The organism is Hyphomicrobium sp. D-2 (assembly GCF_029872155.1).
Taxonomy (GTDB): Bacteria; Pseudomonadota; Alphaproteobacteria; order Rhizobiales; family Hyphomicrobiaceae; genus Hyphomicrobium_A.
Genome location: NZ_JARXLA010000008.1, coordinates 208,233 through 233,205, shown reverse-complemented (window position 1 = coordinate 233,205; position 24,973 = coordinate 208,233). Strand labels below are relative to the sequence as shown.

The following is a 24,973-nucleotide window of genomic DNA, read 5'->3' as shown; positions in this document are numbered from 1 at the left end:
CTTTTACTGAGCGGTATTGTCGTCGGCCGGTGCCGGAGCGGCAGCCAGCGATGACTTGAGCTGGGTTTCAACGGACGCAAGAGCGTGCTCGACGGTGTTGCGGGCTTCCACCTTCTTGAGGAAGTCGGCCGCAGCATCCTGCGCTGGAGCGGGCAGCGTCTTGGCTTCCTTCAGAACGTCGGCGAGGCGGTCTTCCTCAAGCGCAACTTCCATGCGGGCAACGATTGCCTCGATGCTCTTGTCTTCCGGTGCGTGGTCGGTGCGGCGCACGCGCACGACGGATTTGGCGCCAGCAAGCAAGCGATCGACGATCGAGGCTTCGGCGTTGTGATCCTCAGCGTCGATGATCTTGTAGGCCACCGGCTTGAAGGCGTCGCGCAGCTCAGCGGTGGTTTCAACGCCATCCAGTGCGAACGGTTTCAGCGGTGACAGATCAACGATGTTGCCTGCGATCTTGGAGGTTTCTTCCAGCTCAGGCGCGAACGAGTTGCCGGAGTAGATGGCGCGCTTCAGGTTGGCGAGCTCCAACGACAGCACGATGCGTTCGGCGGTCGATTTACGCGCGCCTTCGCTCTGCAGAACGGTTTGCACGTCCTTGTGCAGTGCTGCGAGGCGGCTCGTGATCGGGTTCACGGCGGTCGAGACTTCATCCGACTTGGCAAAGTCGGTGAGGCGCGTGTCGATCTCGGTCTTAAGGCGCTTGATCTCTTCCTGGGTCGAGCGGATAGCGGCCGCAACGCGGTCGTCTTCCGATTTCAGCGACGACACGCCGGTGACGATCTCGGCGTTCTCGGCCTTGATGGTCGAAAGTTCGCGATCGATGCGCTGGGTGCCGGAGCGTGCGGCTTCGGCAACCTCGGCGGCGGCGGTGAGGCGCGTGTCGATCTGCTGGGTCAGGTTCTTGCGCAGCGCGTCGAGCTGATTGCCGAGCGTAGCTTCCAGATCAGCAAGCTTGCCGGTCAGCGCGGCGAGCTGCGGAAGCTGGCCAGCGTTCGGATCGTTGGCGGCGGCGGTGGACATCAGTGCAAGCTGGTCTTCCAGCTTGCCGATGCGCTTGCCAGCATCCGAATCCGATCCCTGTGCCAGTACCTTGTCGCTGATGTTGCCGACAGCGGTGCTCAGATCAGCCTGCTTGCGCGTTACGCCTTCGATGTTGGCGTTGAGTTGTTCAACCTGGCCGAGCTTGGCCTCAGCGGCGGCGAGGCGCGTGGCGAGTTCCGGATTGACGGCGTTCTGCGACTGGCTTGTCTCAACCGCACCAAGGCGCTGTTCAAGCGCGCTCAAAGCCTGCGATTGCTGCCGGTTGAGATCGACGCCGAGGTGATTGGCGATCTGGTCGCCGGCGAACAGCGCGACGGCGCCGCCCGCAACGCCAGCGGCGATGTGGGAAATGAAGCTGCCAATGCCACCGCGGCGGGCGCGTGGAGCTGGCGCATCCTTGGGGCCGTTGCCCGCCGCGGCTGTTGCCTTGGAAGCATCGCCTGTCTTGGCGGCCTTGTCGGCAGAACTGGCGTCAGTCTTTGCGGCTGCGCCCGATGCGGATGTTGCGGCGGAAGCGGCAGCGGCGCCAGCTTCCGTTTTACCGGTCGCGGCGGTTTCGCCGGGCTTGGCTGATGCAGCCGCAGCGTCCTTCGGCGCGTCCTTGTCCTTCGCCGTCTCGGGCGGCGTGACGTCCTGCGCCTTGAGATCAAGCGTAGCGTGAGGGCGGTTGCCCTGCTGAGACGCTGAACCTGCCGGCTGCTTGCCGGGCCCGTTTTTGTTCGCAGTCATGTGTGCAAGTACCTCGCAGCGGACCGATCAAGCGCACGCCCGATTTTGGGGTGGAGCTGTAGCACGCGGGTCAGACGCTACCCTACAGTCCTGACTAGAGCGTTTCCACCCGGCTAATGACTGTCAGCAGGGCGGGAACATCAGGTGTTTGAGCAACTTCAACCCGCAGGGGAGCCAGCGGCTCCAGCGCGGCGGCGACGGCCGACGAAATGCAGGCCATAACGGCCCTGCGCGTGCCTTCCTCGACGCCACCATCCTTAGCTAACCGCGCAAAGGTCGCTCCGGTTCGCGGCGACATCAAGATCACGGCATCGATTGCGCCGGCGGATAGCAAATCCCGCGTGGTCGGAAGCAATTCCTTTGCCGGATCAGAGCGATAGGCGATGACGGGCGATAGCTCGACGCCGCGTGCGGCCAGCGCTCCGGCCAGATCGAAGGCGACCACCTCTCCGCGAACGTGGGTCAGCGGTCCACCTGTTGTGCGGGCCATCTGCTCGATGAGGGGCAGGATGCTGAGCGCGGTGCCTTCACCTACCGTTATGTTTTTAAAGCCGATTTCCTCGGCATGGCGGGCCGTTGCAGGGCCGACCGCGATCAGCGGCAGGGAAAGCGCTGCTGATAAGGCCGGGCTTTGCGCCAGCGCCCGCAGACCATTGCGGCTGGTGACGACAAGGCCTTTGGCACCGTCCAGCGCATCGGCGGCGATCGGCAACGGCGTGATCTGCAACAACGGATCGGCCGACACCCGATGCCCGAGCGCCTCAAGCTGCGCCGTGAGTGCCGCCGCGTCGGGTTTGGGGCGTGTCACCAGAATGTGCATCAGGCGACCGTGAAGAAATCCGGCCCGGCCTGATCGAGCACCTGGGCGGCGGCATCGCGGCCGATGGATTCAGCCAGCGCGGCCCCACCCATATGATCGACGGCGCTGATGCGCTTGCCATCGGTGGAAAGGATCTCGGCGCGCAGGCGTATCATGCCATCGGCGATGAAATCGGCATGTCCGGCGATCGGCGTGCGGCATGAGCCTTCGAGCTGGGTCAGGTAGGCGCGCTCGGCGGCAACACAGGTTGCGGTGGGCTCGTGGTTCAGCGGCGCGAGCAGGCGGGCCGTCGCGTCATCATCGGCGCGGATCTCGATGCCGATAGCGCCCTGCGCGACCGCGGGCAGCATCACGTCGGCTTCCATGGCGGCGGTTATATGCTGCGAAAGCCCGAGGCGATTGAGGCCAGCGCAGGCGAGGAAAGTGGCGTCGGCCACGCCTTCTTCCAGTTTGCGCAGGCGCGTCTGCACGTTGCCGCGAAAATCGACCACTTTCAGGTCGGGTCGCGCGCGCAGTGCCTGGGCCGCACGGCGTGGCGATGAGGTGCCGATAAGCCCACCTTCCGGCAGGTCATCGAGCGAGTTGAATTTCAGGCTGACGAAGGCATCGCGCGGGTCTTCGCGCTCCAGGATGGTCGAGATGACGAGGCCTTCGGGCAGCACCGCCGGCATATCCTTCATCGAATGGACGGCCAGATCGATCTCCTTAGCGAACAGCGCCTCTTCAAGCTCCTTGGTGAACAAACCCTTGCCGCCGACCTCGATCAGCGGACGATCCGTCACGCGGTCGCCCGTTGTCTTGATGACGACGATTTCGCACTGATCCGGCTTCAGGCCATGGGCGGCGCCGAGTTTGCGCGCCACTTCATGGGCCTGCGCGAGCGCCAGCGGCGAGCCTCGGGTTCCGATGCGGATTTTGCTAACTTGCAAGCCGTTCTCTCCGGATGGTAGGCGACGGGCGACAGAAGCGGCGCCGATGTGCCGCCATCTATGCCCCCCGGAACCGGGGAACGCAAACGCGGGATTGCCCCAGCCGCCATGGCGAACGAACAGCACCAGGGAAATCGGCCCAGCATCGTTCTGGGTCTGGAAACAAGCTGCGATGAGACAGCGGCGGCTGTCGTCGTGCGCGAGCCCTCGGGCGAGGGGCGCATTCTTTCCAGCATCGTGCGCAGCCAGTGGGAGCAGCACCGTCCGTTCGGCGGCGTGGTGCCGGAAATCGCTGCCCGCGCGCATGTTGAATGTCTCGATGTGCTGGTGCGGGAAGCGCTCAACGGGGCGAATGTTGGACTGGACGATCTTTCCGCCGTGGCAGCCACAACCGGTCCGGGGCTGATCGGTGGCCTGATCGTGGGTGCAATCACCGGCAAGGCGATTGCTATGGCGCGGGGCATTCCATTCATCTCGGTGCACCATCTGGAAGCGCACGCACTGACGGTGGGGCTGACCGAAGGCATTGCGCCGCCGTATCTGCTGCTGCTGGTTTCCGGTGGGCATACGCAACTTTTGATCGTGCGCGGCGTCGGCGATTACGAACGCCTCGGCACGACGATTGACGACGCGCTGGGCGAAGCCTTCGACAAGACGGCCAAGCTGCTCGGTCTCGGCCTGCCGGGCGGTCCGGCGGTGGAGCGGATGGCGCTTAAAGGCGATGGCAGCCGGTTCAAGCTGCCGCGCCCGATGGCCGGGCGGCCGGAGCCGCACTTTTCATTCGCCGGCTTGAAAACGGCGGTGCGCCGCGCGGCTGAAAAACTTGCGCCGCTGTCGGATCAGGACGTCGCCGATATCTCCGCTGCGTTCGAGCAGGCGGTGGTGGAATCGGTATCGGATCGGTGTGCGCGGGCGGTGGAAATCGCGGCGGCGCGGTTGGGCTCTGATGTGCCGTTGCGGTTTGTGGTTGCGGGCGGTGTGGCTGCCAATCAGCGCCTGCGTGCTTCGCTTGCTGAACTGGCGCAAGCGCGCGGGTTTTCGTTCCATGTTCCGCCCGCCAATCTGTGCGGTGACAACGCGGCCATGATCGCGTGGGCCGGGGCGGAGCGTCTGGCGCGCGGGATGGTTGATCCGCTCGACGCACCAGTGCGTCCGCGCTGGCCACTTGATGCCAACGCTGCGCCTGCTATCGGTGCTGGGGTAAAGGCGTGAACGGGTGAAGGCGTCGTGTTCGCAGGCTATAGTGGCCTCGCAGTTGCGTGTGCGGACCTGCTTCAGGAGCTTGCGGTGAAGATCGATAGCGTCGGCATTATCGGCGGTGGCGCCTGGGGCACGGCTCTGGCGCAGGCGATGGCGTTCGCAGGGCGCAAGGTCACGCTGTGGGCACGGGAAGACGATGTCGTTGCCGCTATCAACGCGCGCCACGAAAACGAGACCTTTTTGCCGGGCGTTACGCTTGATGCCGGCATTGTTGCAACCGGTGATCTGGGTGCGGCCGCCGCATGTGATGCGGTTTTGCTGGTGGTGCCTGCTCAGCATGTGCGCCGCGTTGCGCGCGACCTGCGACCGTTGCTGCGGAATGCTCAGCCCGTCGTAATGTGCTCCAAGGGCATCGAGCAGGCCAGCGGCAAGATGATGGGCGATGTGCTGGCGGAGGAGCTGCCGCACGTAACGCCGTTGGTGCTTTCCGGTCCGAGCTTCGCGGCCGACGTAGCGCGCGGGTTGCCCGCCGCGCTGACACTGGCGTGCGCCGACGAGGCTATCGGGCAGGAGGTGGCGGAGCGGCTGGGCAGCGCGAAATTCCGTCTCTACTGGTCGAGCGACATGGTGGGCGTCGAGTTAGGCGGCGCGCTGAAAAACGTGCTGGCGATTGCCGCGGGCATCGTGGACGGTCAGGGGCTTGGTGCCAGCGCGCACGCGGCGCTGGTGACGCGCGGTTTTGCTGAAATGCGCCGCCTCGGCAAAGCGCTGGGTGCGCGGACTGAAACCCTGAACGGGCTTTCCGGTCTGGGCGATCTGATCCTCACGTGCGGCAGTCCGCAGTCGCGCAACATGTCGTTAGGGCGGGCGCTGGGCCAGGGGAGGCGATCGACAAGGTGCTAGCGGGCAGGCTTGCGGTGACCGAGGGCGTCTACACCGCTACGGCCGTGCGCGGGCTGGCTGAAGCGAATGACGTCGATATGCCGATCTGCGCCGCCGTTTGCGATGTGGTTGAAGGGCGTGCGAGCGTGCGCGATGTGATCGGCCAGCTTATGCAGCGGCCGTTGAAGGCCGAGGACTGAGCGCTATCGCGGCGCTGTGCGCCGAGGCTGCAAGCGATTCTGTGTGTTGATGAAACGGCCAGCCCGCAGCCTCGGCGCTTGACAGTGCCGCGCCCTTGGGCGACGCCCCGATGACAGAATAATTTAGCGGAGGTGCGGCTTATGCCTTCCTACTGGCTTATGAAGTCCGAGCCGGATTGCTTCTCGTGGGACGATCTGAAATCGCGCGGCAAAGGCGGTGAAGCCTGGGATGGCGTACGCAGCTTTCAGGCGCGCAACTTCATGAAGGCGATGCAGATAGGCGATCTGGCGTTCTTCTATCACTCCAACATCGGCAAGGCCGTTGTAGGCGTGATGGAGATTGCGGCGCTCGCCCATCCCGACGCTTCTGACGACACCGGCAAGTGGGAATGCGTGGATGTGCGCGCCGTTGCGGACATGCCCAATCCGGTGCCGCTGGCCGCCATAAAGGACAACTCCAAGCTTGCTGAAATGGTGCTGGTGAACAATTCGCGCCTTTCTGTGCAGCCGGTTTCGGCGGCGGAATGGGCGGAAGTCTGCCGTATGGGCGGCTTGAAGCCGGCGGAAATCAAGGCGTCCGGCGGCGGCGGTCAGAAGCCTGCTGGCTCCGCCAAGGAAGTCGCAAAGAGCGGCGCTGCAAAGCGACCTGCCAGGAAAGCAAAATAAATGACGAAGGTGTCCGGACGGCTTGATCCCAACAATGGTGAAGCCGTCAGGGCTTTCATCGCGGAGAATACGCGATGCCTGGCGCCGCCTCTGGTGCCTGAAATCCTGCTGCACCTGGCCGAAGAGTCGGTGCCGATCTGGCAGAAAACCGAAGAAGAACTGGGCGAGATGAACGTGCCGCCGCCGTACTGGGCATTTGCCTGGGCGGGCGGGCAGGCGCTGGCGCGCTACATGCTGGATAATCCGCATCTGGTGGCCGGTCGGCATGTGCTGGATCTGGGGGCTGGTTCCGGTTTGACTGCGATAGCGGCGATGAAGGCTGGCGCGATAAGCGTACTGGCCGCCGACATCGACCGGTTTGCGCTGGCGGCGACGGAGCTGAACGCGGCCCTTAATGATGTGAAGGTGAGCACAACCGCCGAGGATCTGCTTGCCGGAGCTCCGCAGGGTTTCGATCTGATCCTGGTGGGCGACCTGTTCTATGAGCGCGCGCTGGCGGAACGCGTGACGCGCTACATCGAGGCGGCGGTTGCCAATGGTGCGCTGGTGCTTATCGGTGATCCGCAGCGCAACTATTTCCCCAAAGGCCGCTTTGAGTGCGCGGCGGACTATCGGGTGCCGGTGACGCGCGAGCTTGAAGACGCAGAAATAAAGAATTCTGCTGTTTGGCGGCTTGGCTAACCGGGGATCGGGCGACGGGGCGCAGGCGGTCTGCTACCTTCAAGTTCTGATTTCCAGGGGAGCTGCCATGACTTTTGCGGGAATGAACCTCATCGCGATCGTTTCGGCGGCGGTTGCGGCCTTCATGTTCGGCTGGGTCTGGTATGGGCTTCTGTTCGGCGAGGCATGGCGGCGGGCCATCGGCTGGAAGCGCACGGAAGTGCAGTCGCAAAGCCCCAGCCCCATGCCTTTTGTCATCAGTTTCATCAGCCTACTGGTGATGGCGTGCGTGTTTTCCGGCGTGCTGCGCCACACCAAAATAGAGCTGACCGTTGCCAACGGCCTGATCACCGGCGCGTTTCTGTGGCTGGGCTTTGTGATCACAACGATTGGCACCAACAACAGATTCCGCGATGCAAAAACGGCCCTGACTGTCATTGACGGAGGTCATTGGCTGGGCGTTTTACTGCTGCAGGGTGCTATTCTTGGCGCATTCGGTCCCTGATATTGGCCAGATGCGACCAGACAGCTTCGCCGAAGTGCCAATTTGCGGACCATGCTCGCCGCCGTCATAATGCGTCCAATTACGAATACTTTCGCGGGAGAAATGCCGATGTCGGGGAACCTTTACCCAGTACCGGGTGAATGGCGCGAGGGCGCCTTCATTGACGAGAAAGCCTATCACGAGCTTTACGCCCGCTCCGTCTCCGACCCCGACGGGTTCTGGGGCGAGGTCGGACGCCGTATCGACTGGATCAAGCCCTATACGAAGGTGAAGAACACCTCGTTCGATCTGCAGAATGTTTCGATCAAGTGGTTTGAGGACGGCACGCTGAACGTGTCCGCCAACTGTACCGACCGCCACCTCGAAACTCGCGGCGATCAGGTCGCGATCATCTGGGAGGGCGATGAGCCCACCGACGACGAAGAGATCACCTATCGCCAGCTGCACGAGCGCGTGTGCAAGCTCGCCAACGTGATGAAGTCGCACGGCGTCAAGAAGGGGGATCGGGTTACGATCTACCTGCCGATGATCCCGGAAGCGGCCTATGCGATGCTAGCGTGCGCGCGTATCGGCGCGGTGCATTCGATCGTGTTCGGTGGCTTTTCTCCGGACAGCCTCGCCGGACGCATCGAGGACGCAGAGTCCAAGTTCATCATCACCGCCGACGAAGGCGTGCGTGGCGGCAAGTATGTGCCGCTGAAGAAGAACACCGACGACGCGTTGGCCAAGTGCGGCAAGGGTGATGAGAAGGTGCTGGTTGTTCGCCGCACCGGCCGCCCTGTTGCCTGGAATGCAGGCCGTGATCTGTGGCTGCATGAGGAACAGAGCAAGGTTTCGGCTGAGTGTCCGCCGGAGGAAATGCGCGCGGAAGATCCGCTGTTCATTCTTTATACGTCTGGTTCAACCGGCAAGCCGAAAGGCGTGGTGCATACGACCGGCGGCTATCTGGTGTTCGCGTCGATGTCGCACCAGTACGTGTTCGATTATCACGACGGTGATGTCTACTGGTGCACGGCCGACGTGGGCTGGGTCACTGGCCACAGCTACATCGTTTATGGACCGCTCGCGAACGGCGCCACGTCGGTGATGTTCGAAGGCGTGCCGAACTATCCGACCATGTCGCGCTTCTGGGATGTCGTGGACAAGTGGAAGGTCAACATCTTCTACACCGCGCCGACGGCAATCCGTGCGCTGATGGGCGCTGGCGACGACTTCGTGAAAGGTAGCGATCGCTCATCGCTGCGGCTGCTTGGCAGCGTCGGCGAGCCGATCAATCCGGAAGCATGGGAATGGTATTATAACGTTGTCGGGGAGCAGCGTTGCCCGATTGTTGATACGTGGTGGCAGACCGAAACCGGCGGCATTCTCATTTCGCCGTTGCCGGGTGCAACGGATCTGAAGCCGGGCTCGGCCACGCGGCCGCTGTTCGGCGTGCAGCCGGCGCTGGTTGATGAGAAGGGCGTGATCCTGGAAGGCGCGACCAGCGGCAACCTCGTTATTCTGGATAGCTGGCCGTCGCAGGCGCGCACGATCTACGGCGATCACGAGCGCTTCGTGCAGACCTATTTCTCGACCTACCCCGGCACCTACTTCACCGGAGATGGCTGCCGTCGCGACGAAGACGGATATTACTGGATCACTGGCCGCGTCGATGACGTGATCAACGTGTCCGGCCATCGTCTGGGTACGGCGGAAGTGGAAAGTGCGCTGGTCTCGCATCCTCTGGTGGCTGAGGCCGCGGTTGTCGGCTATCCGCACAACGTGAAGGGCCAGGGCATCTACTGCTACATCACGCTGATCGCGGGTGAAGAGTGGAGCGATGCGCTGTCGAAGGATCTCATCAAGCACGTGCGTACGGAGATCGGCCCGATCGCGTCGCCGGATCTGATCCAGTTCGCGCCGGGCCTGCCGAAGACCCGTTCGGGCAAGATCATGCGCCGCATCCTGCGCAAGATCGCGGAGGACGAGTTCTCGAACCTTGGCGATATTTCAACGCTGGCCGATCCGGCCGTGGTGCAGGATTTGATCGACAACCGCAAGAACCGCCGCGACGCTGCGAGCTGAGTTCTGCGAGGCCTTTGTTGCTGCATGAATTGAAAAGGGCGCTCCATGTGGGCGCCCTTTTTGTTTGGCGCCGGCGACACCCCTCCGGGGCGCCGGCCGCCGGTGCATTTTAGTGAGGGCTGGCGACTGCGCTTCGCGCCGCCGGCCGCCGAGCGCGATGCTATTTGCAGCTGCGCAGCAGGCCGCGATCGAGATGCAGATGATCATGATGCGCTTCGTTGAACTCAGGCCCGATGGCGACGCGGAAATACGGGCATGCGCGCATGTGCGCTTCGCGCAGGAAGCGGCCCTCCGGCGTGTTGGCGCGGTAGTCGCGCGTGATGCTCATCTGCTTGCCGTTCTCCAGCCGGAACGCGCCGATATCGACGGCGTTGGCATAGGAATGCTGGCTGCGCATTTTCAGCCAGCGTTTGTTGCCGATGATGTTGCGGCAGTTATAAGTGCCCATGTCCTGCACCCAGACGACACGGCTGCCGAACATCTCCATCGCCAACGGCTGCACGCTATGCTCCATCCACAGCGCCAGCGCGACGGCGGTTTCGCAGGTCAACGCGCTAAGGCCGATTTCGGCGCCGCTCACTTTGGAAACGCGCACCGCATCGGTCCAGCCGCAGCCGTTGGCCCGCACGTTGTCCGCGATGGCCTGCGCGTTGATCTGCGGCGGCTGCAGGATGGCGCGGCACATGTCGGGATCGCTGCGCAGGGCGGCGATGCGCGTGTCGACGAAGATCAAGGGCGGATCATCCAGCGTAATGGCGGGGAACGGCAGAAAGCGCTCCGGGATGAGGCCGAAGCGGAAAACAGCGGCGCCCGCGAGTATCAGCAGCAACAGCAGGATTGCGCGCAGAATGTTTCGGCCCGTTCGGCGCATGTGTGTCCTTAGGTGGTGCCGCTGCAGTGGCGAATGCCGGATGCGCATCGGGCGACGCGCAGGCGATCGGCTTTTATGGGGCTATTCAACTCTTAAGAAAAGGTGAAAGCCCGTTCCGCTTTGAAGCACGGCAGCGCGGTGTTTCGGGCGCACAGCGAGCGCCGCGCGCGTGCGGCGAGAACCGTCATGGGGACGGCGCGGAATAGAATGGCAGTCAGTCGTCGGATCAGAAGTCCGAAGCAATGCCGCCTTTTTCCCAATCGCCATAGCGGGCCGGATCGGGCCCTTCGCGCCCGCCAATTTCCTTGGCGCGCTCCTGGGCGGCGGCGTCGGCGGCCCGGCGGCGCTCCTCCGCTTCGGCAAGCGCGCGCTTGGCTGCGGGGCTCAGCACGCGGTTTGCGGGCGCGGTCTGTTGCGCCCCATCTGTCGGGTTTTTGATTGCATGTCGGTCATGAGCACTGGTTGTTGCTTAACTGTCTATCCATATACCATCTCGACGAGTGTTTATGGCGGAGCTGCGACAAGAATGAATCATATCAAGACGGCCATGCTGCTAGCGGCTCTGACCGCTATATTTGTGGCGATGGGCGCTTTGATCGGTGGCACGGGCGGTATGCTCATTGCCTTCATCTTTGCGCTTGGCATGAACTTTTATACCTACTGGAACTCGGACAAGATGGTGCTGCGCATGTATGGCGCGCGCCAGGTGGATGAGCGCACGGCGCCGGATTACTACAATCTGGTGCGCGAGCTGGCGCGTCGGGCCGAACTGCCGATGCCGGCCGTCTACATCATGGAGAGCGCGCAGCCGAACGCGTTCGCGACCGGTCGCAATCCGCAGAACGCGGCCGTTTGTGCTTCGACCGGTTTGCTGCAGGCGATGAGCCGCGAAGAAATCGCCCGGCGTGATGGCGCACGAACTGGCGCACATCAAGAATTACGACACGCTGACGATGACCATCGCGGCCGCGATTGGCGGCGCGGTGTCGATGCTGGCCCAGTACATGCAATTCGGCGCCATGTTCGGCGGCGGCAACCGTGAAGGCGGTGGCGGCATCATGGGCGTGGTCGGAACGCTGATGGCGATCATCGTTGCGCCGCTGGCGGCAATGCTGGTGCAGATGGCGATCAGCCGTTCGCGCGAATATGTGGCCGACCGTATGGGCGGCGAGATCTGCGGTCAGCCGCTGTGGCTCGCGTCGGCGCTCGGCAAGATCGAGAACTATGCGCACCGCATTCCGAACGAGGAGGCGGAGGCTGTCCCGGCAACGGCGTCGCTGTTCATCATCAATCCGCTGCAGGGCTGGGGTATGGACAACCTGTTCTCCACCCATCCCAATACGGGCAACCGCATTGCGGCGCTGGAGCAGCAGGCAAGCCGTATGGGCGGAGGCTCAGCGCCACGTTATGCCGATGATGGGCGTCAGGGTTATGCGGATGACAACGCTGGGCCATGCGTCGCAGCAGCGGCAGGGCTCGCAGCAGCGTCAGGCTGGGCGCAGCGGCAATAGCGGTCCGTGGGGCTAACTGCGCCATCTTGGCCGTTGCGGTTTAGCGACTTGTCCCGACCGGCATCCTGTCGGACAACGGCCCCGCGATTCCGCAGCATTTAACCAGCAAGGCAGGCGCACGTGACTAAAGAGGCCGCGTCAGGATCTCGATCTCAATCCAAATCGCGGCCCGCTTCCCGCTCGCAAGGTTTTGCGAAAGGGCCTGCTCGCGTTAAAGGCCCGGGTGCTGGCCAGGGCTCTGGCAAGCCATCGCAGGGTCAGAAGTCGAACAAGTCGGATGCGCCATTGCCGCCAGGGCTTGCGGCGCGTGAAGCGGCGGTGCGCGTGATCGCTGCGGTATTGAATGAGGGGCGCTCGTTCGAAGCCGCCGCTGCCAAACAGTTTGAAGACTATGGGCTGGAGGGGCGCGACCGCGGCCTGGCGCGTTTGATCGCGGCAACAGTTCTGCGTCGGCAGGGCGAGCTTGAAGCGATCCTCGACAGCTATCTGCAAAAGCCGTTGCAGAAACAAAAAAGCCTGCTGTGGCCAATATTGCTGGCCGGTGCCGCGCAGCTTCTTTTCCTGCAGATGCCGCCGCACGCGGCCGTTGGTCTGGCGGTTGATCAGGCGCGACGCGATCGCCAGGCGGCGCATTTTAACAAGCTGGTCAATGCATTGTTGCGCCGCGTAAGCCGCGAAGGCGCCGAGGCGTTGCCCGCGCTTGATGGCGTGGCACTCAATATTCCGCAGTGGCTGATGACGCGGTGGCGCGAGAATTACGGGGCCGACACTGCGCGTAAGATCGGCGCGGCTTCGCTTGCCGAAGCTCCGCTCGATATTTCCGTGAAATCAGACCCGCAGGCATGGGCCGAAAAGCTCGGTGGCACGGTGCTGGCCACCGGTTCGGTGCGTCTCGCAGCCGGTGGACGCATCGAGGACATGCCGGGCTTTTCGGAAGGCGCATGGTGGGTTCAGGACGCCGCTGCCGCGCTGCCCGCGAAGCTGATGGGCGATGTGCGCGGCAAGAGCATCGTTGATCTGTGCGCCGCCCCGGGTGGCAAGACGGCCCAGCTTGTGTCCGCCGGTGCTGAAGTGACCGCGCTCGATCTGTCGCCGCAGCGGATTGAACGCCTGCAGCAGAACCTCGCGCGGCTCGGATTGTCGGCCGAGACGGTTGCGGCGGATGCTGGCGAGTGGGCGCCGGAGCGCACCTTCGACGGTGTGCTGCTTGATGTGCCCTGCACCGCGACCGGCACCATCCGGCGCCATCCCGACATTCTGCGCCTGAAGCGGCTGGAGGACATTGCGGCCTTGGCCGAGATCCAGTCTCGCCTGCTCGATCAGGCGGCCAAGCTGGTCGCGCCGGGCGGCATGCTGCTCTATTGCACCTGTTCGCTGGATGCTGAGGAAGGCGAGCGTCAGGTTGCCCGCTTCCGGGAGCGGAACGCTCAATTCCGGCTGGCCCCCATCAAGGCGGGCGAATCAGGTGTTGCGGCCGAATGGCTGACAGCCCGTGGCGAACTGCGCACGCTGCCTTTCCACACCCCTAGCCTCACGCCGGGCCACGCGACAGAGCTGCCGACGGGCGAGCAGGACAAACTCGTCGGAATGGACGGGTTTTACGCCGCCCGACTGGTGCGCCAGAGCTGATTCGTTACAGGACGACGCGGCTGCGCACAGGCTAGCGGCCTCCCAGCCTTGTATTAGCCCCGCGACGGGGTTAGTCGGAACGAAGGGGCAATCAGGAGTTCTGCGTCGTGGCCCCCGGTCACAGGCGGGCGGTACGGGGCTCACATGGCGGAACTGACGCTCAAGGATCGTTTGCGCAGAACGGCGCTGCATGCGCACGGCGCGCATCGTACTGGCTTGGCTGGCGTGCTGACCATGCCGTTGCGCCGGCTGGTTGAGCCGACGCCGGAGCTGGAGCACCTGCTCATCGTTCCGCAGGATCTGCGCACCGCCGATCCAAGTTTCTGGGACGAGATCGGCTATGGCCAGTTTGGGCTGGCCGGTTCGGTGGCGGTGTTGAACGGGCGTTCGCCGTTTGAGGTCGATCCGGTGCCGAGCGTGGCCTGGGCGCAGGAGCTGCATGGCTTCGGGTGGTTGCGCAATCTCTCTGCAATCGACGTTGAGGGTGCCAGCGCAACCGCGCGGCGTCTCGCGCTGGAATGGATTGACGGGTTTGACGACGATCGGCGCGGCGTTGCAGCCGACCCGCAGGTGGCCGCGCGCAGGCTCATCTCGTGGCTTTCACACGCCAACTTGCTGCTGGAAGATGCCGATCGCTCAACTTATACGGCGATAACCGGAAGTCTGCGCAGGCAGTTCGCTTCACTTGCGTCAGTGCGCAAGGACGCCCCGATGGGCTATCCGCGCCTGCTGGTGGATATCGCGTTGTCGTTCGCGGTGCTGTCCATCGCCGGTTTCGATCGGCACGCGCGTGATGTTGAAGCAAATCTCAACGCTGAATTAGCGTGGCAGATATTGGCCGATGGCGGGCATGTGACCCGCAATCCGGCAGTGTTGGCGGATCTGCTGCTCGACCTGCTACCGCTGAGCCAGTGTTTCACTGCCCGTGAACGTCCGCTGCCGGATCAATTGCAGCGCGCGCTGAATGTGATGGTGCCGATGCTGCACTATCTGCGGCTCGGCGACGGCATGTTGGCGCGTTTCAACGGCGCGCCGGGCGTTTCTGCTGCCGCTGTTGCGACCGTTGCCGCCTATGACGACAACTCGCGTCCACCGCTGATTGAGGCGCGGGCTTCCGGCTACGCACGTCTGCGGCGGGGCAGCACGGTGATCCTTGCCGATGTCGGCGGTCCGCCGCAGTTGGCGCTTTCGTCCAGCGCGCATGCGGGATGTCTTTCCTTCGAAATGAGTGCGGGCGCCGTGCCGTTGTTCGTTAACAGCGGCGCGCCCTGCCTTTCCGGCGCCGAATGGGGCCCGGCCGCGCGGGCAACCGCCAGCCATAATACGTTGACGCTGGCGGACAGATCGTCGGCGCGGCTTATCGCCCACCGCAAGCTGGAGGCTCTGTTGGGCTCGCCGCCGATCCGGTATCCCGACCGGGTTGACTGGCGCGTTGAGGAGTTCGAAGGCGAGACCGTGCTGCAGGCCAGCCATGATGGCTATTGCCGCCGGCACGAGCTTGTCCATACGCGGACGCTGCGTTTGGACACTGACGGCTTGCGGCTGACGGGGGTAGATCGTTTGAGCGGCGTGCAGGGGCAGTTGCGGCTGCGGGATGACCTGCCGTTCGCGATCCACTTCCACCTGATGCCGGGCGTGCGCCTGGAGCTGGGTGAAACACCGCGCGAGGCCGTAGTGACTCTGCCGGACGGCCAGCTATGGCGCCTCAGTGCGCGGGGCGCAACGCTGTGTATCGAAGAGAGCTCGCACTTTGCGGGCAGTCCGGTTCCGCGCCCTTCAATGCAGATCGTTCTGCGCGGCGCGACGTTCGGCGAAACCGAAGTGAGTTGGGTGGTCGAAAGATTGCCCGAAGCAACAGAGACCTGGAATGACTGAAAACCTGCCTATTCGCCGCGCGCTGCTTTCCGTTTCCGACAAGAGTGGCCTGATTGAATTTGCGCGCGCCCTTGCGGGCATGGGCGTGGAGCTCCTTTCTACCGGCGGCACCGCTTCTGCGCTGCGCGCGGAAGGTCTCGCGGTGAAGGACGTCTCGGAAGTGACGGGCTTTCCGGAGATGCTGGATGGTCGGGTGAAGACGCTGCATCCGATGGTGCACGGCGGTTTGCTGGCCATTCGCGGTGACGCCAGCCACGATGCTCAGGTGGCGGAGCATGGCATCGCGCCGATCGATCTGCTGGTGGTGAACCTCTATCCGTTTGAAGCAACGGTGGCGAAGGGCGCGGATTTCGACGACTGCATCGAGAATATCGACATCGGCGGTCCGGCGCTGATCCGTGGCGCAGCGAAGAACCATGCCGGCGTGACAGTTGTCATCGAACCCGATGACTATGCCGCCGTGCTGGATGCGATGCGCGCCAATAACGGAGCAACGACGCCGGAACTGCGTCGCCATCTGGCCGCGAAGGCGTATGCCCGCACAGCCGCCTATGATGCTGCGATCAGCAACTGGTTTGCTGGCGTGCTGGGTGAAGAAACACCGGCCTATCGCACCGTGGGCGGCCGTTTGCGCTCGCCACTGCGCTACGGAGAGAACCCGCATCAGCACGCAGCATTCTATGCCACGGGTGAAGCGCGCCCCGGTGTTGCCAACGCCGTGCAGCATCAGGGCAAGGAGCTCTCCTATAACAACCTGAACGACACCGACGCCGCGTTTGAGCTGGTTGCCGAGCTTGGCGTTGAGCGCCCCGCTGTCGCGATCATCAAGCACGCAAATCCCAGCGGTGTCGCGTGCGGTGAAAGCCTTGTTGATGCCTATCGCAAGGCGCTGCGTTGCGATCCGGTGAGTGCATTCGGTGGCATCGTGGCGCTGAATGGAACGCTTGATGCGGAAGCTGCGGAAGAAATCGTGAAAGTGTTCACCGAGGTTGTTATCGCTCCGCGCGTGACCGAGGAAGCAGCGGCGATCTTTGCTGCGAAGAAAAACCTCCGGCTGCTGACAACCGGCGGCCTGCCTGATCCCGGCGCGCCGGGCATCACGGTGCGTTCGCTTGCAGGCGGGCTGCTGGTGCAGTCGCGCGATAGTGGCGTGATCCGCGCCTCCGATCTGAAGGTGGTGACGAAGCGCGCGCCGACGGCGGAGGAGCTTGCCGACCTGCTGTTTGCTTTCCGTGTGGCCAAGCACGTGAAGTCGAACGCTATTGTCTACGCTAAGGACGGCGCCACGGTCGGCATTGGCGCAGGGCAGATGAGCCGCGTCGATTCCACCCGTATCGCCGCGCAGAAGTCCGCCGATGCGGCCGCTGCCATTGGCGCCACCGAGCCGCTGACGCGCGGATCTGTGGTGGCGTCGGATGCATTTTTCCCGTTCGCCGATGGTTTGTTGACGGCGGCGGAGGCCGGGGCCACGGCGGTGATCCAGCCCGGTGGCTCGATGCGTGACGATGAAGTGATCGCCGCCGCAGATGAAAAGGGCCTCGCCATGGTGTTCACGGGCGTGCGCCACTTCCGGCACTGACGACGATGGCGGGTGGAGCGGAAGGTGTCCGCCTGCGACCGGCCACCCGCGCCGACTGGGATCTGATACGTGGTTGGCTGGGGCGTGCCGACATCGAAGCCTGGTGGGGGCCGCGCTCGGCAACGGAGGCCGAGGTCAACATCGCCATGGGCTCGCGCCACGCGCTGTGTCGGGTGATCGAGGCCGATGGTACGCCGATCGGCTATGCGCATGCGATTGATGCCACCGCGTGGGGCGATCAGCTACCGCAGGATTTGCCCGCGGGAACCTGGGATCTCGATCTGTTCATCGCGTCAGAAAATCATCGCGGCAAAGGCGCGGGGCAGACCGCGCTGGCAATGCTGAAGGACGAGGTTTTCAGCACCACACTGGCAACGGCGGTGTGCGTGTTTCCGTCAATCCGAAACGAGCGCGCCGTCCGGGCCTATGAGAAGGCGGGGTTTCGCTGGCAGCAGAATCTGGGATGATCCGCACATGGGGCTGTCATGGTTCATGCTGGCGGAGCGACCGAAGCGCTGACGATGTTCAATCGCGCATGAGGTGCGAATACGTACCCGGTGAGCACCCGCTTGATCCGTTCTAACTTCCGCTTCGAACAGTCGCTTGCCGCCAACTTTGCGCATGCTGATGCAAGTCGAAGTGTTGCAGAACTGCCAGCCCGATAGCGTCGCGACACCGCACTTTCGATCAATGACGTTTTATTGTCGTTATTCGCTGAAAGCCCTAAGGTGGATGTATCATTCCTAATCGGGGACTTTCACCGTGAACACTTTTGCCCGCGCAATCATCTATGCCGTCATTCTGGCCGCCATCGCGGCTGGCGTGATCTACATGTATTCGCCGCTGCCGACCGCAACGACGCCTGCCGCTGACGCACCTGCAGCGTCTGAGCCGCTGGCTGCGCCTGCCGAGGAGCCCGCTGCTGAAGTTGCTCCGGCTGCTGAAGCACCTGCTGCCCCTGAGCCGATGGCTGAGCCGGCTCACGAGCCTGCTGCTGAAGCCCCGGCTGAAGCTGCTCCGGCTGCTCCTGAGCCGAACGCTGAGGAAGCAACGCCTCCGGCCACCGAGACGCCTGCACAGCCATAATCGGCATAGGCATCAAGGCCTACTAATGATAGCCGCGGCCCGCCTTCCGTGTTCATCACGGTTGGTGCGGCCGCGGTTTTCTTTTGTGCGCTGTGCGGTACGGATCGGGACGCGCAAGGCGTGCGATCACGCGATCCAGCGGATTACGGCGTGAGGATTCCTGCGCGCATTGAATGCGACATGGCGGATGGCAGACGCCGGGATCTGAGAAGAGCCGTTAGTGCCACTTCTGCGTTTCGGGATCGACGGTGCTGTCGCTTCCTTTATCGGAGGGCTGCTTGTCGCCCTGACCAACGTTCGGTGGCGACAGCGTTTCCGGCTTATCCTTCGCTGCCTCATCCTTCGGCGCATTGAATTCCTTCGCCGCCTCTTTCGCCTTGTCGAGTACCTCGGAAGTGGCCTGCTTGGCCTTGTCCAGCACTTCGCGCACGGCTTCGGCCGCCTTGTCCATCAGCGTCGTTGCCTCGCGGGCATCGTCGAGAGCATCTTCGCTGGCCTTCTTGCCTTCGTCGATGCTGGTCGCGGCATTTTCCTTGGCCTGATCGATCGCCTTCAGAAGCGCTTCCTTGGCGGCATCGATGGCAGCGTTGGTGGCGCTCTTGGCGTCGTCGATCACCTCTGACGCCGAGCGCTGCGGCGGAGCTGGGTCGGCTTCGGTTGCTGCTGGCGGCGGCGTATCCGTCTGGGCCTTGTCGGTTGTGGGTTCAGCGACGGCAGCGAGTGGCAGCATCAGGGCGGCAAGCAACGGTAAAGCGCGGTGCATGGAACGAACTCCTCATTGCCGCTTCGATAAAAGGGCCGGAGGATCATGGCGCCGAAGTGTGTCCGGCGTATTGATCCATGCCAACACGTGCCGCAGATGGGCCATCAGCATCGGCCACCAAGCAAAGATAAGGCGCCCCCGATCCCGCGACCAGAGGCGCCCCGATAAGCGCAAGGCTGAAAGATCCGCCGTTATTAATCCCGTCTTGCGGGCATTCTCACCTTGGTCATGAGGGCCATGCCGACGATGAGGAACAGCGTGATCGCAGCCATGCCGATGCGCTGACTCTGGGTGATCGCCGTAACCAGTGCCACCAGCAGCGGCGCCAGGAATGCGGTCACCTTGCCGGAAAAGGCGAACAGACCAAAATACTGGGTGATCTTGTCGGGCGGCGCCAGTCGCGCCAGCAGCGAGCGGCTGGACGATTGCACGGGCGCCGCAACGAGGCCGACGACGATCGCGAACGCCAGGAACACCTGCTCACCCGCGGATGAGAATGGCCCCGAGCCAGCTTCTTTCGGCGCGACATCAAGGAAGAACAGCACGTGGTTCTTGTCGACGGACAGGATGCCGATGGCACCGAGCAGCAGCAGGAACAGCGCCGTTACGATCACGAACTTGGCGCTGATGCGGTCATCGAGCACGCCGCCGATGAGCGCACCGAATGCGCCGATCAGCGTCAGGATGATGCCGAAGATGCCCAGTTCCAGCGGTCCCCAGCCGAACACTGACGCACCATAGATGCCGCCGAAGGTGAAGATGGCGGTGAGGCCGTCCGTGTAGATCATGCGTGCGGCCAGGAAGAAAAGCATGTCGCGGTTCTGCGGCAGCGCGCGCACCGTGTCCCACAGTTCCGCCGTGGCGGGGCGGCCATCGTGCACCCGCTTCTGTTTGATGTCCGGTACGAACAGGAAGAACGGGACCATGAACACCAGATACCAGACGGCCGATAGCGGACCGACGATGCGGTCGCCCTCGCGTGTGGTGGTGTCGAGCGGCAGCAGCGGATCGAGGCCGAACATTGTCATGCCGCTGTCGCCCATCGGCACGATCAGCCCGGCAACGAGGAACAGGCTGGCGAGGCCGCCGAAATAACCGCAGGCCCATCCTGAGCCGGAGAGCCGGCCCAGTTCGCTTTGCGGCACAAGGCTGGGCATGATCGCGTTGGTGAACACGGCTGTGTATTCAGCGCATACCGTGGCGATGATGAAGGCGAGCAGCACCAGATAGATCGTGGATGATGGCGCTGCGGGTGTTGCGATCCAGAGCGAGGCCATCGCAATGGCGAGGATGACGGAAAACAGCGCGATCCATGGTTTGCGCTGGCCGCGTCCATCGGCGAAAGCGCCGAGGAATGGGCTGCCGAGGGCGATGAAAATGCCCGCAATGGCGGCGCCGAAGCCCCACATCGATTGGCCTTGCGGGCCATCGCCCACCACCACGTTGGCAAAGTAGGGCGCGAACAGGAAGGTGAGGATCAGCGTGTAAAACGGCTGCACAGACCAGTCGAACAGCATCCACGAAATGCGCGCCCTGAGCGGCGCGCGGGCCGTCGCTGTTGCGCCGGTTTGAGGCGTAGCCATATCCACGATCGTCTTCCCCGTTCAATTCTGCGGGGAGCCTATAGCATGAAAGATGGCGGTGCTTGGGGCAGTTCGTCATCAATTTCGACGCGGACCGGGCGCGCCGGCATTGGAGGGCGCAGGCGCGGCAACCCGGCAATTCACCGTCCTGGCTGGGCGCGAGCGCTGGCGACCTGATCCCTCGCTGACCCCGTTCAGGGCAGGATGATCAGATGGTCCGGCAGGTCGTCGGCATCGTCATCGCCCGGCGGAAAATGCCGCGCCAGTTCATCGCCGATGGCGCCAATCGCAATGATGAAGCCATCCGTTGCGCGGCCCTCACCGATATGGTCGGTCAGTTCGTCGATGATCTGCTGCCAGACTCCGTCGGGTACGTGGTTGTTGATGGCGCGGTCGGCGATGATCTCGGCATGATGCTCAGCGCATGAAATGAACAGCAGCACGCCGGTGCGCCCTGCGGTGGTGTCGAGATTCTGAACCAGAAACTGCTCCATCGCCCGGCGGCGTGCGTGCAGATGTTTGATGCTGGCTGGCACCAGGGCAGTGCGCATCTTCAGCGGCATCAGCAGCGCCGTGATAAGCGCGAACACGGCAAGCTGGATCAGATAGATCTGCACGAGGCCGAGGTGCGTGAAATAGATCAGCACCCACGGCACCAGCAGGGCGATGATCGCCGCAACCAGCGGCGGCACATAGTGATAACCATCGCTTTGCATTGCGACGACGACGACAACCTCGCCCGAGGTGTTCCGCTCCGCCTCGCTGATAGCGGCGGAGATGCGTTCCTTGTCGGCGGCCGAAAACATGCTCATGCCGATGTCTCCCGCGTTGATGCTTCCGCTGCCATGGCGTTGCCGTTGTCCATCACCAGCTTCCCGACGAGCCGCCGCCGCCGAAGCCGCCACCGCCGCCGGACCATCCGCCTCCACCGCCGCCGGGCCAACCACCACCCCAACCACCGTAGTTGCCGGGGATCACGATTGGGCCGCGCGCTGATCTCCGCCGTTGGCCGGCCACAGCCTGTGGTGACGTATTGATAGATTGCACGACCGCGAAAACAACGAACAGCGTTATGCCTAGCCAGAACATGATCAGAATGACTGACCACATGTCGAGGTCGTCGGCGGTGCGAGCTGCGCGTGCGCGTTCCTTCACTGCTTCGGCGTCGCCCAGCAGCACATCTTTAATATCGCGCACGCCGGCTTCGACGCCGCCCGCAAAGTTGCCTTGACGGAATTGCGGTAGGATGGCGTTGTGTACGATCAGGCTGGACATGGCGTCCGTCATGATCGGCTCAAGGCCGCGACCAACTTCAATGCGCACCTTGCGCTCGTTGGGCGCAATGATCAGCAGCACGCCGTTGTCTTTGTCTTTCTGGCCGATGCCCCAGTTGCGGCCAAGCTGGTAGCCGTAGTCTTCGATCGCGTAACCCTGCAGCGAGTTGAGCGTAACAACCGCCACCTGATCGGTGGAAATCTCCTCAAGCTCGGCAAGTTGGGCGCTGAGTTCGGCGCGCTGTTGCGGCGTCAGCAAGTTCGCTTCATCGACGATGCGACCGGTGAGAGCGGGGAAGGTCGGCGCCGTCCATGCCGCGGTCATGCTGGCCAGCAACAGCACGCTCGCGACGGCGCACACTAACGCCAGCCATGCCACCGCGACCGGGCGTTGCGCCGCCCGGCTCAACGGCGAAGCGCTTGCGGCCGCGTGCATTGCGCGTCTCCTCAAGGGCGGCGGTTACTGCTTCGGGCCGAAATCGACCTTCGGAGCTTTCATCTCTTCAGCCGGGATGTCGAACGTCGCCATTTCCTTGGCCGACGGATACATCACAGCGCGCCAGATGCGGCCCGGGAAGGTGGTGATCTCGGTGTTGTAGGCCCGGACAGACTGGATGTAGTCGCGCCGCGCGATGGCGATGCGGTTTTCAGTGCCTTCGATCTGGCTTTGCAGCGCCAGGAAGTTCTGGCCCGACTTGATATCCGGATAGCGCTCAACGACAGCCATCAGGCGCCCAAGCGCACCGCCGAGCTGGTTCTGCGCATCCTGGAATTTCTGCATCGCTTCCGGATTGGTGAGGATGTCAGCCGGGATGTTGATCTGGGCCTGCGTGGCTTTGGCACGGGCCTCGACAACATCCGTCAGAACCGTGCGCTCCTGATCGGCGAAGCCCTTCACGGTTTCAACCAGGTTCGGGATCAGATCGGCGCGCCGCTTGTACTGATTGAGCACCTCCGACCACGCCGCCTTGGCGTCCTGTTCGTAGGTGGGGATGGTGTTGATGCCGCACCCGGCCAGCATGAAAGTCACGGTGGCGACGAGAATGGCGGTGAGGGGGCGGGGCAGTGAAAGCGTCGGCGCGTGAGCCATGGCTTGGGCCTCTTTGGAGGTATCCGGGGCGGTCAGTCTCACCTTTCAACCGTTAAAGGCGACAGAAAGGTGACAGATGCTCTGGTTGCAAGGTTTATCGGCCGCTATTTCTGACGGGCAATTTGTGTGCGTTGTGGCCCGTTCCCATGGCTGCCATATTCAGCGGCCATTGATAACGTCGGCCACGGCTCCCAGTCGGGGGCTATCCCGCGTGGCGCATTTTGAGGAAGTCCGTCTGGTATGCGCAATTCCATTGCAGTGATGAACACCAAGGGCGGCGTCGGCAAGTCGACGCTGGTTCTGGCGCTGGCCGAGACAATCTCGGCCTATCACGGCAAGAACGTGCTGGTGATCGACAGTGACGCGCAGGCCAGCGTGTCGAGCATGCTGATGTCGGTGTCGAGCCTCTACAAGCTGCAAAGCGACGGTGCGACGATCGTCGACTACCTGCACGCCCGCGTGCTGAAGGGGCAGGTGATCGATTGGCCGAAGTACATCGTGCGCAATGTATCGGATGTCGATGATGCGCGGTCGCTGTTCCTGCTGCCAAGCGATATGCAACTCACGTTGCTTGAGCGCGAGGTCTCGAAGGAAAATCTGCACGGGCGGCTGCGCGAGGTCATCGGCGAATTGCTGAATGGCGTGCGCCGCGTGTTCGACATCGTGTTGATCGATTGCCCGCCGGGGCTTTCCGTTCTGACGGAGTGCTGGCTGCGCGAAGCGGATTTCCATGTTTCGCCCACCAAGGCCGATTACGTGTCGGTGTGTGGGCTTGAGGTTTTCAGGCGCTTCAAGGCGCTGAATCCGGAAATGGGCTTCGCCGAAAATCTTGGCGTTATCGTCAACCTCAAGGAAGCGACGTCGTCTTCCGATGAGGAATATCACCGCTGGCTGGAATCCAATCCGGACAACGCGTGTTTCGCGCAGGCCATTCCGCGCATGTCAGCGCTGCAGGATGCTGCGAACTTCCAGAGTTATGAGCGCAGCTACTTCGCGAAGTATCCGGGGCAGGTGGGTTCGGCAGTGCGCGCTCTGACAGAAGAGGTGCTTGCACGTCTGGCGCAGCGCACCGGAGCAACCAGTGCATCGCCACCACCTCCGCCACAGCAGGCCAACGTCGCCAACGCTTGATAGAGGTTTCCGGGCCGGGGCGACGGGACTGAAGCTGCGTCAGTTGCAGCTAGTCGCCCCTGCAACAGGGTAGCGTCCTACCGCTTGCAAGCTGCCGATGTTTGCGTTTTGCATGAGCCACCTTCAGCGTCCGCTCACCGCATGCAGTCCATGTCGCTTGCCCGTTGGCCCCGACCAAGGTTAAACGTGGCGCTGCAGCACGGGAGCGCAGCACGATGTTACTTCTCCGCCTGATCGATTTTGCCGGCTACCTCGTCCAGCTTTACGTCTATGTCGTGATCGCCAGCGTTATCATGAGCTGGCTGATGGCTTTTGGCGTCGTCAACCCATACAACAATACCGTTCGCGCCATCTGGCAGGGCCTCAACGCGGTCACTGAGCCGCTGCTGCGTCCGATCCGCAATTTGCTGCCCAACCTGGGTGGCCTGGATCTTTCGCCGGTGGTTCTGCTGCTGGGCTGCTTCTTCGTGCAGAGCGTGGTGCTTGGCACGCTGCGGGATCTGGTTATCGCGAGCGGATGAGCTCGGCCGAACAACCATGGCGGGCAGGGGATGGGTGCGTCATCGTGCGCGTGCGCCTGACCCCTAAATCCTCGATAGAAAGCGTCGACGGCGTCATTCCAAGCGCGGAAGGGGTGGCGTTTGCCGCGCGCGTGCGTGCAGTTCCCGCCGAGGGGAAGCCAACGCGGCGGTTGAAAAACTCATTGCCCGCTGGCTGGAAGTGCCCAAAAGCACTGTGCGCGTGACTGGCGGGGCAAAATCCCGCATCAAGTCGCTCACCATCAGCGGGAAACGGATCGCCTGGAGCAGCGGCTTAGGGCAAAACTCGCGCCCAGCCGCTGAGGACGCGCCTTAGCGCGGGGCCAATCACCAATCCGAGGAGGAT

22 protein-coding genes and 3 pseudogenes are annotated in these 24,973 nt (G+C 63.3%); 15 read left to right on the top strand and 10 right to left on the bottom strand.

The features are described from left to right. Positions 1–3: 3 nt before the first annotated feature. From QEZ49_RS13520 to hemC, 3 genes are all read right to left on the bottom strand, one after another. Positions 4–1,770, bottom strand: a complete 1,767-nt coding sequence (locus QEZ49_RS13520) for a hypothetical protein (protein WP_280387637.1) — start codon at positions 1,768–1,770, stop codon at positions 4–6. A 94-nt stretch (positions 1,771–1,864) separates the two neighbouring features. Then, positions 1,865–2,578: a uroporphyrinogen-III synthase gene (locus QEZ49_RS13515; protein WP_280387316.1), complete on the bottom strand. Its 714-nt coding sequence runs from the start codon at positions 2,576–2,578 to the stop codon at positions 1,865–1,867. 11 nt (positions 2,579–2,589) lie between these two features. Continuing rightward, positions 2,590–3,519 carry a hydroxymethylbilane synthase gene (gene hemC / locus QEZ49_RS13510; protein ID WP_280387318.1) on the bottom strand — a complete coding sequence of 310 codons (930 nt, stop codon included), beginning with the start codon at positions 3,517–3,519 and terminating at the stop codon, positions 2,590–2,592. 108 nt (positions 3,520–3,627) lie between these two features. On the opposite strand from hemC, the gene tsaD reads away from it, so the two are divergent. The 6 genes and pseudogenes from tsaD to acs all read left to right on the top strand — a co-directional run bounded on the left by tsaD (position 3,628) and on the right by acs (position 9,696). Next, positions 3,628–4,731, top strand: coding sequence for a tRNA (adenosine(37)-N6)-threonylcarbamoyltransferase complex transferase subunit TsaD (tsaD, locus tag QEZ49_RS13505; RefSeq protein WP_280387635.1), 1,104 nt, complete (start codon positions 3,628–3,630; stop codon positions 4,729–4,731). A 75-nt stretch (positions 4,732–4,806) separates the two neighbouring features. Then, positions 4,807–5,801: pseudogene (locus QEZ49_RS13500) on the top strand (NAD(P)H-dependent glycerol-3-phosphate dehydrogenase). Between the two features lie 141 nt (positions 5,802–5,942). Beyond that, positions 5,943–6,365: pseudogene (locus tag QEZ49_RS13495) on the top strand (EVE domain-containing protein); the annotation flags it as partial. A 102-nt stretch (positions 6,366–6,467) separates the two neighbouring features. After that, a complete protein-coding gene (locus tag QEZ49_RS13490) occupies positions 6,468–7,148 on the top strand; it encodes a methyltransferase (protein ID WP_280387322.1) in 681 nt (226 codons plus the stop codon). A 67-nt stretch (positions 7,149–7,215) separates the two neighbouring features. Then, entirely contained in the window at positions 7,216–7,632 is a 417-nt protein-coding gene (locus QEZ49_RS13485; protein WP_280387324.1) for a DUF1761 domain-containing protein, read from the top strand. Positions 7,633–7,740: 108 nt separating this feature from the next. Then, entirely contained in the window at positions 7,741–9,696 is a 1,956-nt protein-coding gene (gene acs / locus QEZ49_RS13480) for an acetate--CoA ligase (protein WP_173952937.1), read from the top strand. 160 nt (positions 9,697–9,856) lie between these two features. Here acs and QEZ49_RS13475 read toward each other — a convergent pair whose 3' ends face one another. Both QEZ49_RS13475 and QEZ49_RS13470 read right to left on the bottom strand, forming a co-directional pair. Then, positions 9,857–10,567 carry an extensin family protein gene (locus QEZ49_RS13475; RefSeq protein WP_280387327.1) on the bottom strand — a complete coding sequence of 237 codons (711 nt, stop codon included), beginning with the start codon at positions 10,565–10,567 and terminating at the stop codon, positions 9,857–9,859. 226 nt (positions 10,568–10,793) lie between these two features. Next, complete coding sequence (locus QEZ49_RS13470; RefSeq protein WP_280387352.1) at positions 10,794–11,006, bottom strand: DUF1674 domain-containing protein; 213 nt, start codon at positions 11,004–11,006, stop codon at positions 10,794–10,796. Positions 11,007–11,093: 87 nt separating this feature from the next. Here QEZ49_RS13470 and htpX point away from each other — a divergent pair. From htpX to QEZ49_RS13440, 6 genes and pseudogenes are all read left to right on the top strand, one after another. Then, a pseudogene (gene htpX / locus QEZ49_RS13465) lies at positions 11,094–11,967 on the top strand (zinc metalloprotease HtpX); the annotation flags it as partial. A gap of 396 nt (positions 11,968–12,363) precedes the next feature. Then, positions 12,364–13,707, top strand: a complete 1,344-nt coding sequence (locus QEZ49_RS13460; protein ID WP_280387634.1) for a transcription antitermination factor NusB — start codon at positions 12,364–12,366, stop codon at positions 13,705–13,707. Between the two features lie 144 nt (positions 13,708–13,851). Beyond that, positions 13,852–15,582 carry a heparinase II/III family protein gene (locus tag QEZ49_RS13455; RefSeq protein ID WP_280387329.1) on the top strand — a complete coding sequence of 577 codons (1,731 nt, stop codon included), beginning with the start codon at positions 13,852–13,854 and terminating at the stop codon, positions 15,580–15,582. After that, entirely contained in the window at positions 15,575–17,161 is a 1,587-nt protein-coding gene (purH, locus tag QEZ49_RS13450; protein WP_280387633.1) for a bifunctional phosphoribosylaminoimidazolecarboxamide formyltransferase/IMP cyclohydrolase, read from the top strand. The genes QEZ49_RS13455 and purH overlap by 8 nt, the downstream gene beginning before the upstream one ends. Before the next feature lie 5 nt (positions 17,162–17,166). Continuing rightward, positions 17,167–17,628, top strand: a complete 462-nt coding sequence (locus QEZ49_RS13445) for a GNAT family N-acetyltransferase (RefSeq protein ID WP_280387631.1) — start codon at positions 17,167–17,169, stop codon at positions 17,626–17,628. A gap of 295 nt (positions 17,629–17,923) precedes the next feature. Then, positions 17,924–18,247: a hypothetical protein gene (locus tag QEZ49_RS13440; RefSeq protein ID WP_280387331.1), complete on the top strand. Its 324-nt coding sequence runs from the start codon at positions 17,924–17,926 to the stop codon at positions 18,245–18,247. Positions 18,248–18,464: 217 nt separating this feature from the next. Here the strand turns inward: QEZ49_RS13440 and QEZ49_RS13435 are convergent, their stop codons facing one another. The 5 genes from QEZ49_RS13435 to QEZ49_RS13415 form a co-directional block, all read right to left on the bottom strand. Further along, positions 18,465–19,010 carry a hypothetical protein gene (locus QEZ49_RS13435; protein WP_280387333.1) on the bottom strand — a complete coding sequence of 182 codons (546 nt, stop codon included), beginning with the start codon at positions 19,008–19,010 and terminating at the stop codon, positions 18,465–18,467. Between the two features lie 194 nt (positions 19,011–19,204). Continuing rightward, positions 19,205–20,593 (bottom strand): MFS transporter, encoded by a 1,389-nt coding sequence (locus QEZ49_RS13430; RefSeq protein WP_280387354.1) that lies wholly within the window; start codon positions 20,591–20,593, stop codon positions 19,205–19,207. 194 nt (positions 20,594–20,787) lie between these two features. Continuing rightward, positions 20,788–21,405, bottom strand: coding sequence for a TPM domain-containing protein (locus tag QEZ49_RS13425; RefSeq protein ID WP_280387335.1), 618 nt, complete (start codon positions 21,403–21,405; stop codon positions 20,788–20,790). A 52-nt stretch (positions 21,406–21,457) separates the two neighbouring features. After that, a complete protein-coding gene (locus QEZ49_RS13420) occupies positions 21,458–22,303 on the bottom strand; it encodes a TPM domain-containing protein (RefSeq protein WP_280387337.1) in 846 nt (281 codons plus the stop codon). A gap of 24 nt (positions 22,304–22,327) precedes the next feature. Then, complete coding sequence (locus tag QEZ49_RS13415; RefSeq protein ID WP_280387356.1) at positions 22,328–22,888, bottom strand: LemA family protein; 561 nt, start codon at positions 22,886–22,888, stop codon at positions 22,328–22,330. 309 nt (positions 22,889–23,197) lie between these two features. On the opposite strand from QEZ49_RS13415, the gene QEZ49_RS13410 reads away from it, so the two are divergent. From QEZ49_RS13410 to QEZ49_RS13400, 3 genes are all read left to right on the top strand, one after another. Beyond that, entirely contained in the window at positions 23,198–24,088 is an 891-nt protein-coding gene (locus tag QEZ49_RS13410) for a ParA family protein (protein WP_280387339.1), read from the top strand. Positions 24,089–24,303: 215 nt separating this feature from the next. Beyond that, positions 24,304–24,609, top strand: a complete 306-nt coding sequence (locus QEZ49_RS13405) for a YggT family protein (protein WP_280387341.1) — start codon at positions 24,304–24,306, stop codon at positions 24,607–24,609. 199 nt (positions 24,610–24,808) lie between these two features. Continuing rightward, a complete protein-coding gene (locus tag QEZ49_RS13400; protein WP_280387629.1) occupies positions 24,809–24,943 on the top strand; it encodes a hypothetical protein in 135 nt (44 codons plus the stop codon). The last annotated feature ends 30 nt before the right edge of the window (positions 24,944–24,973 follow it).

Excerpts from the sequence above, each read along its gene's own strand:
- QEZ49_RS13430 (WP_280387354.1), bottom strand. The coding sequence starts at position 20,593 with ATGGCTACGCCTCAAACCGGCGCAACAGCGACGGCCCGCGCGCCGCTC.
- QEZ49_RS13475 (WP_280387327.1), bottom strand. The coding sequence starts at position 10,567 with ATGCGCCGAACGGGCCGAAACATTCTGCGCGCAATCCTGCTGTTGCTG.
- QEZ49_RS13415 (WP_280387356.1), bottom strand. The coding sequence starts at position 22,888 with ATGCTGGCCGGGTGCGGCATCAACACCATCCCCACCTACGAACAGGAC.
- QEZ49_RS13455 (WP_280387329.1), top strand. The coding sequence starts at position 13,852 with ATGGCGGAACTGACGCTCAAGGATCGTTTGCGCAGAACGGCGCTGCAT.
- QEZ49_RS13410 (WP_280387339.1), top strand. The coding sequence starts at position 23,198 with ATGCGCAATTCCATTGCAGTGATGAACACCAAGGGCGGCGTCGGCAAG.
- tsaD (WP_280387635.1), top strand. The coding sequence starts at position 3,628 with ATGGCGAACGAACAGCACCAGGGAAATCGGCCCAGCATCGTTCTGGGT.
- QEZ49_RS13490 (WP_280387322.1), top strand. The coding sequence starts at position 6,468 with ATGACGAAGGTGTCCGGACGGCTTGATCCCAACAATGGTGAAGCCGTC.
- QEZ49_RS13445 (WP_280387631.1), top strand. The coding sequence starts at position 17,167 with ATGGCGGGTGGAGCGGAAGGTGTCCGCCTGCGACCGGCCACCCGCGCC.
- QEZ49_RS13425 (WP_280387335.1), bottom strand. The coding sequence starts at position 21,405 with ATGAGCATGTTTTCGGCCGCCGACAAGGAACGCATCTCCGCCGCTATC.
- QEZ49_RS13405 (WP_280387341.1), top strand. The coding sequence starts at position 24,304 with ATGTTACTTCTCCGCCTGATCGATTTTGCCGGCTACCTCGTCCAGCTT.
- QEZ49_RS13435 (WP_280387333.1), bottom strand. The coding sequence starts at position 19,010 with ATGCACCGCGCTTTACCGTTGCTTGCCGCCCTGATGCTGCCACTCGCT.
- QEZ49_RS13420 (WP_280387337.1), bottom strand. The coding sequence starts at position 22,303 with ATGCACGCGGCCGCAAGCGCTTCGCCGTTGAGCCGGGCGGCGCAACGC.
- QEZ49_RS13485 (WP_280387324.1), top strand. The coding sequence starts at position 7,216 with ATGACTTTTGCGGGAATGAACCTCATCGCGATCGTTTCGGCGGCGGTT.
- purH (WP_280387633.1), top strand. The coding sequence starts at position 15,575 with ATGACTGAAAACCTGCCTATTCGCCGCGCGCTGCTTTCCGTTTCCGAC.
- acs (WP_173952937.1), top strand. The coding sequence starts at position 7,741 with ATGTCGGGGAACCTTTACCCAGTACCGGGTGAATGGCGCGAGGGCGCC.
- QEZ49_RS13520 (WP_280387637.1), bottom strand. The coding sequence starts at position 1,770 with ATGACTGCGAACAAAAACGGGCCCGGCAAGCAGCCGGCAGGTTCAGCG.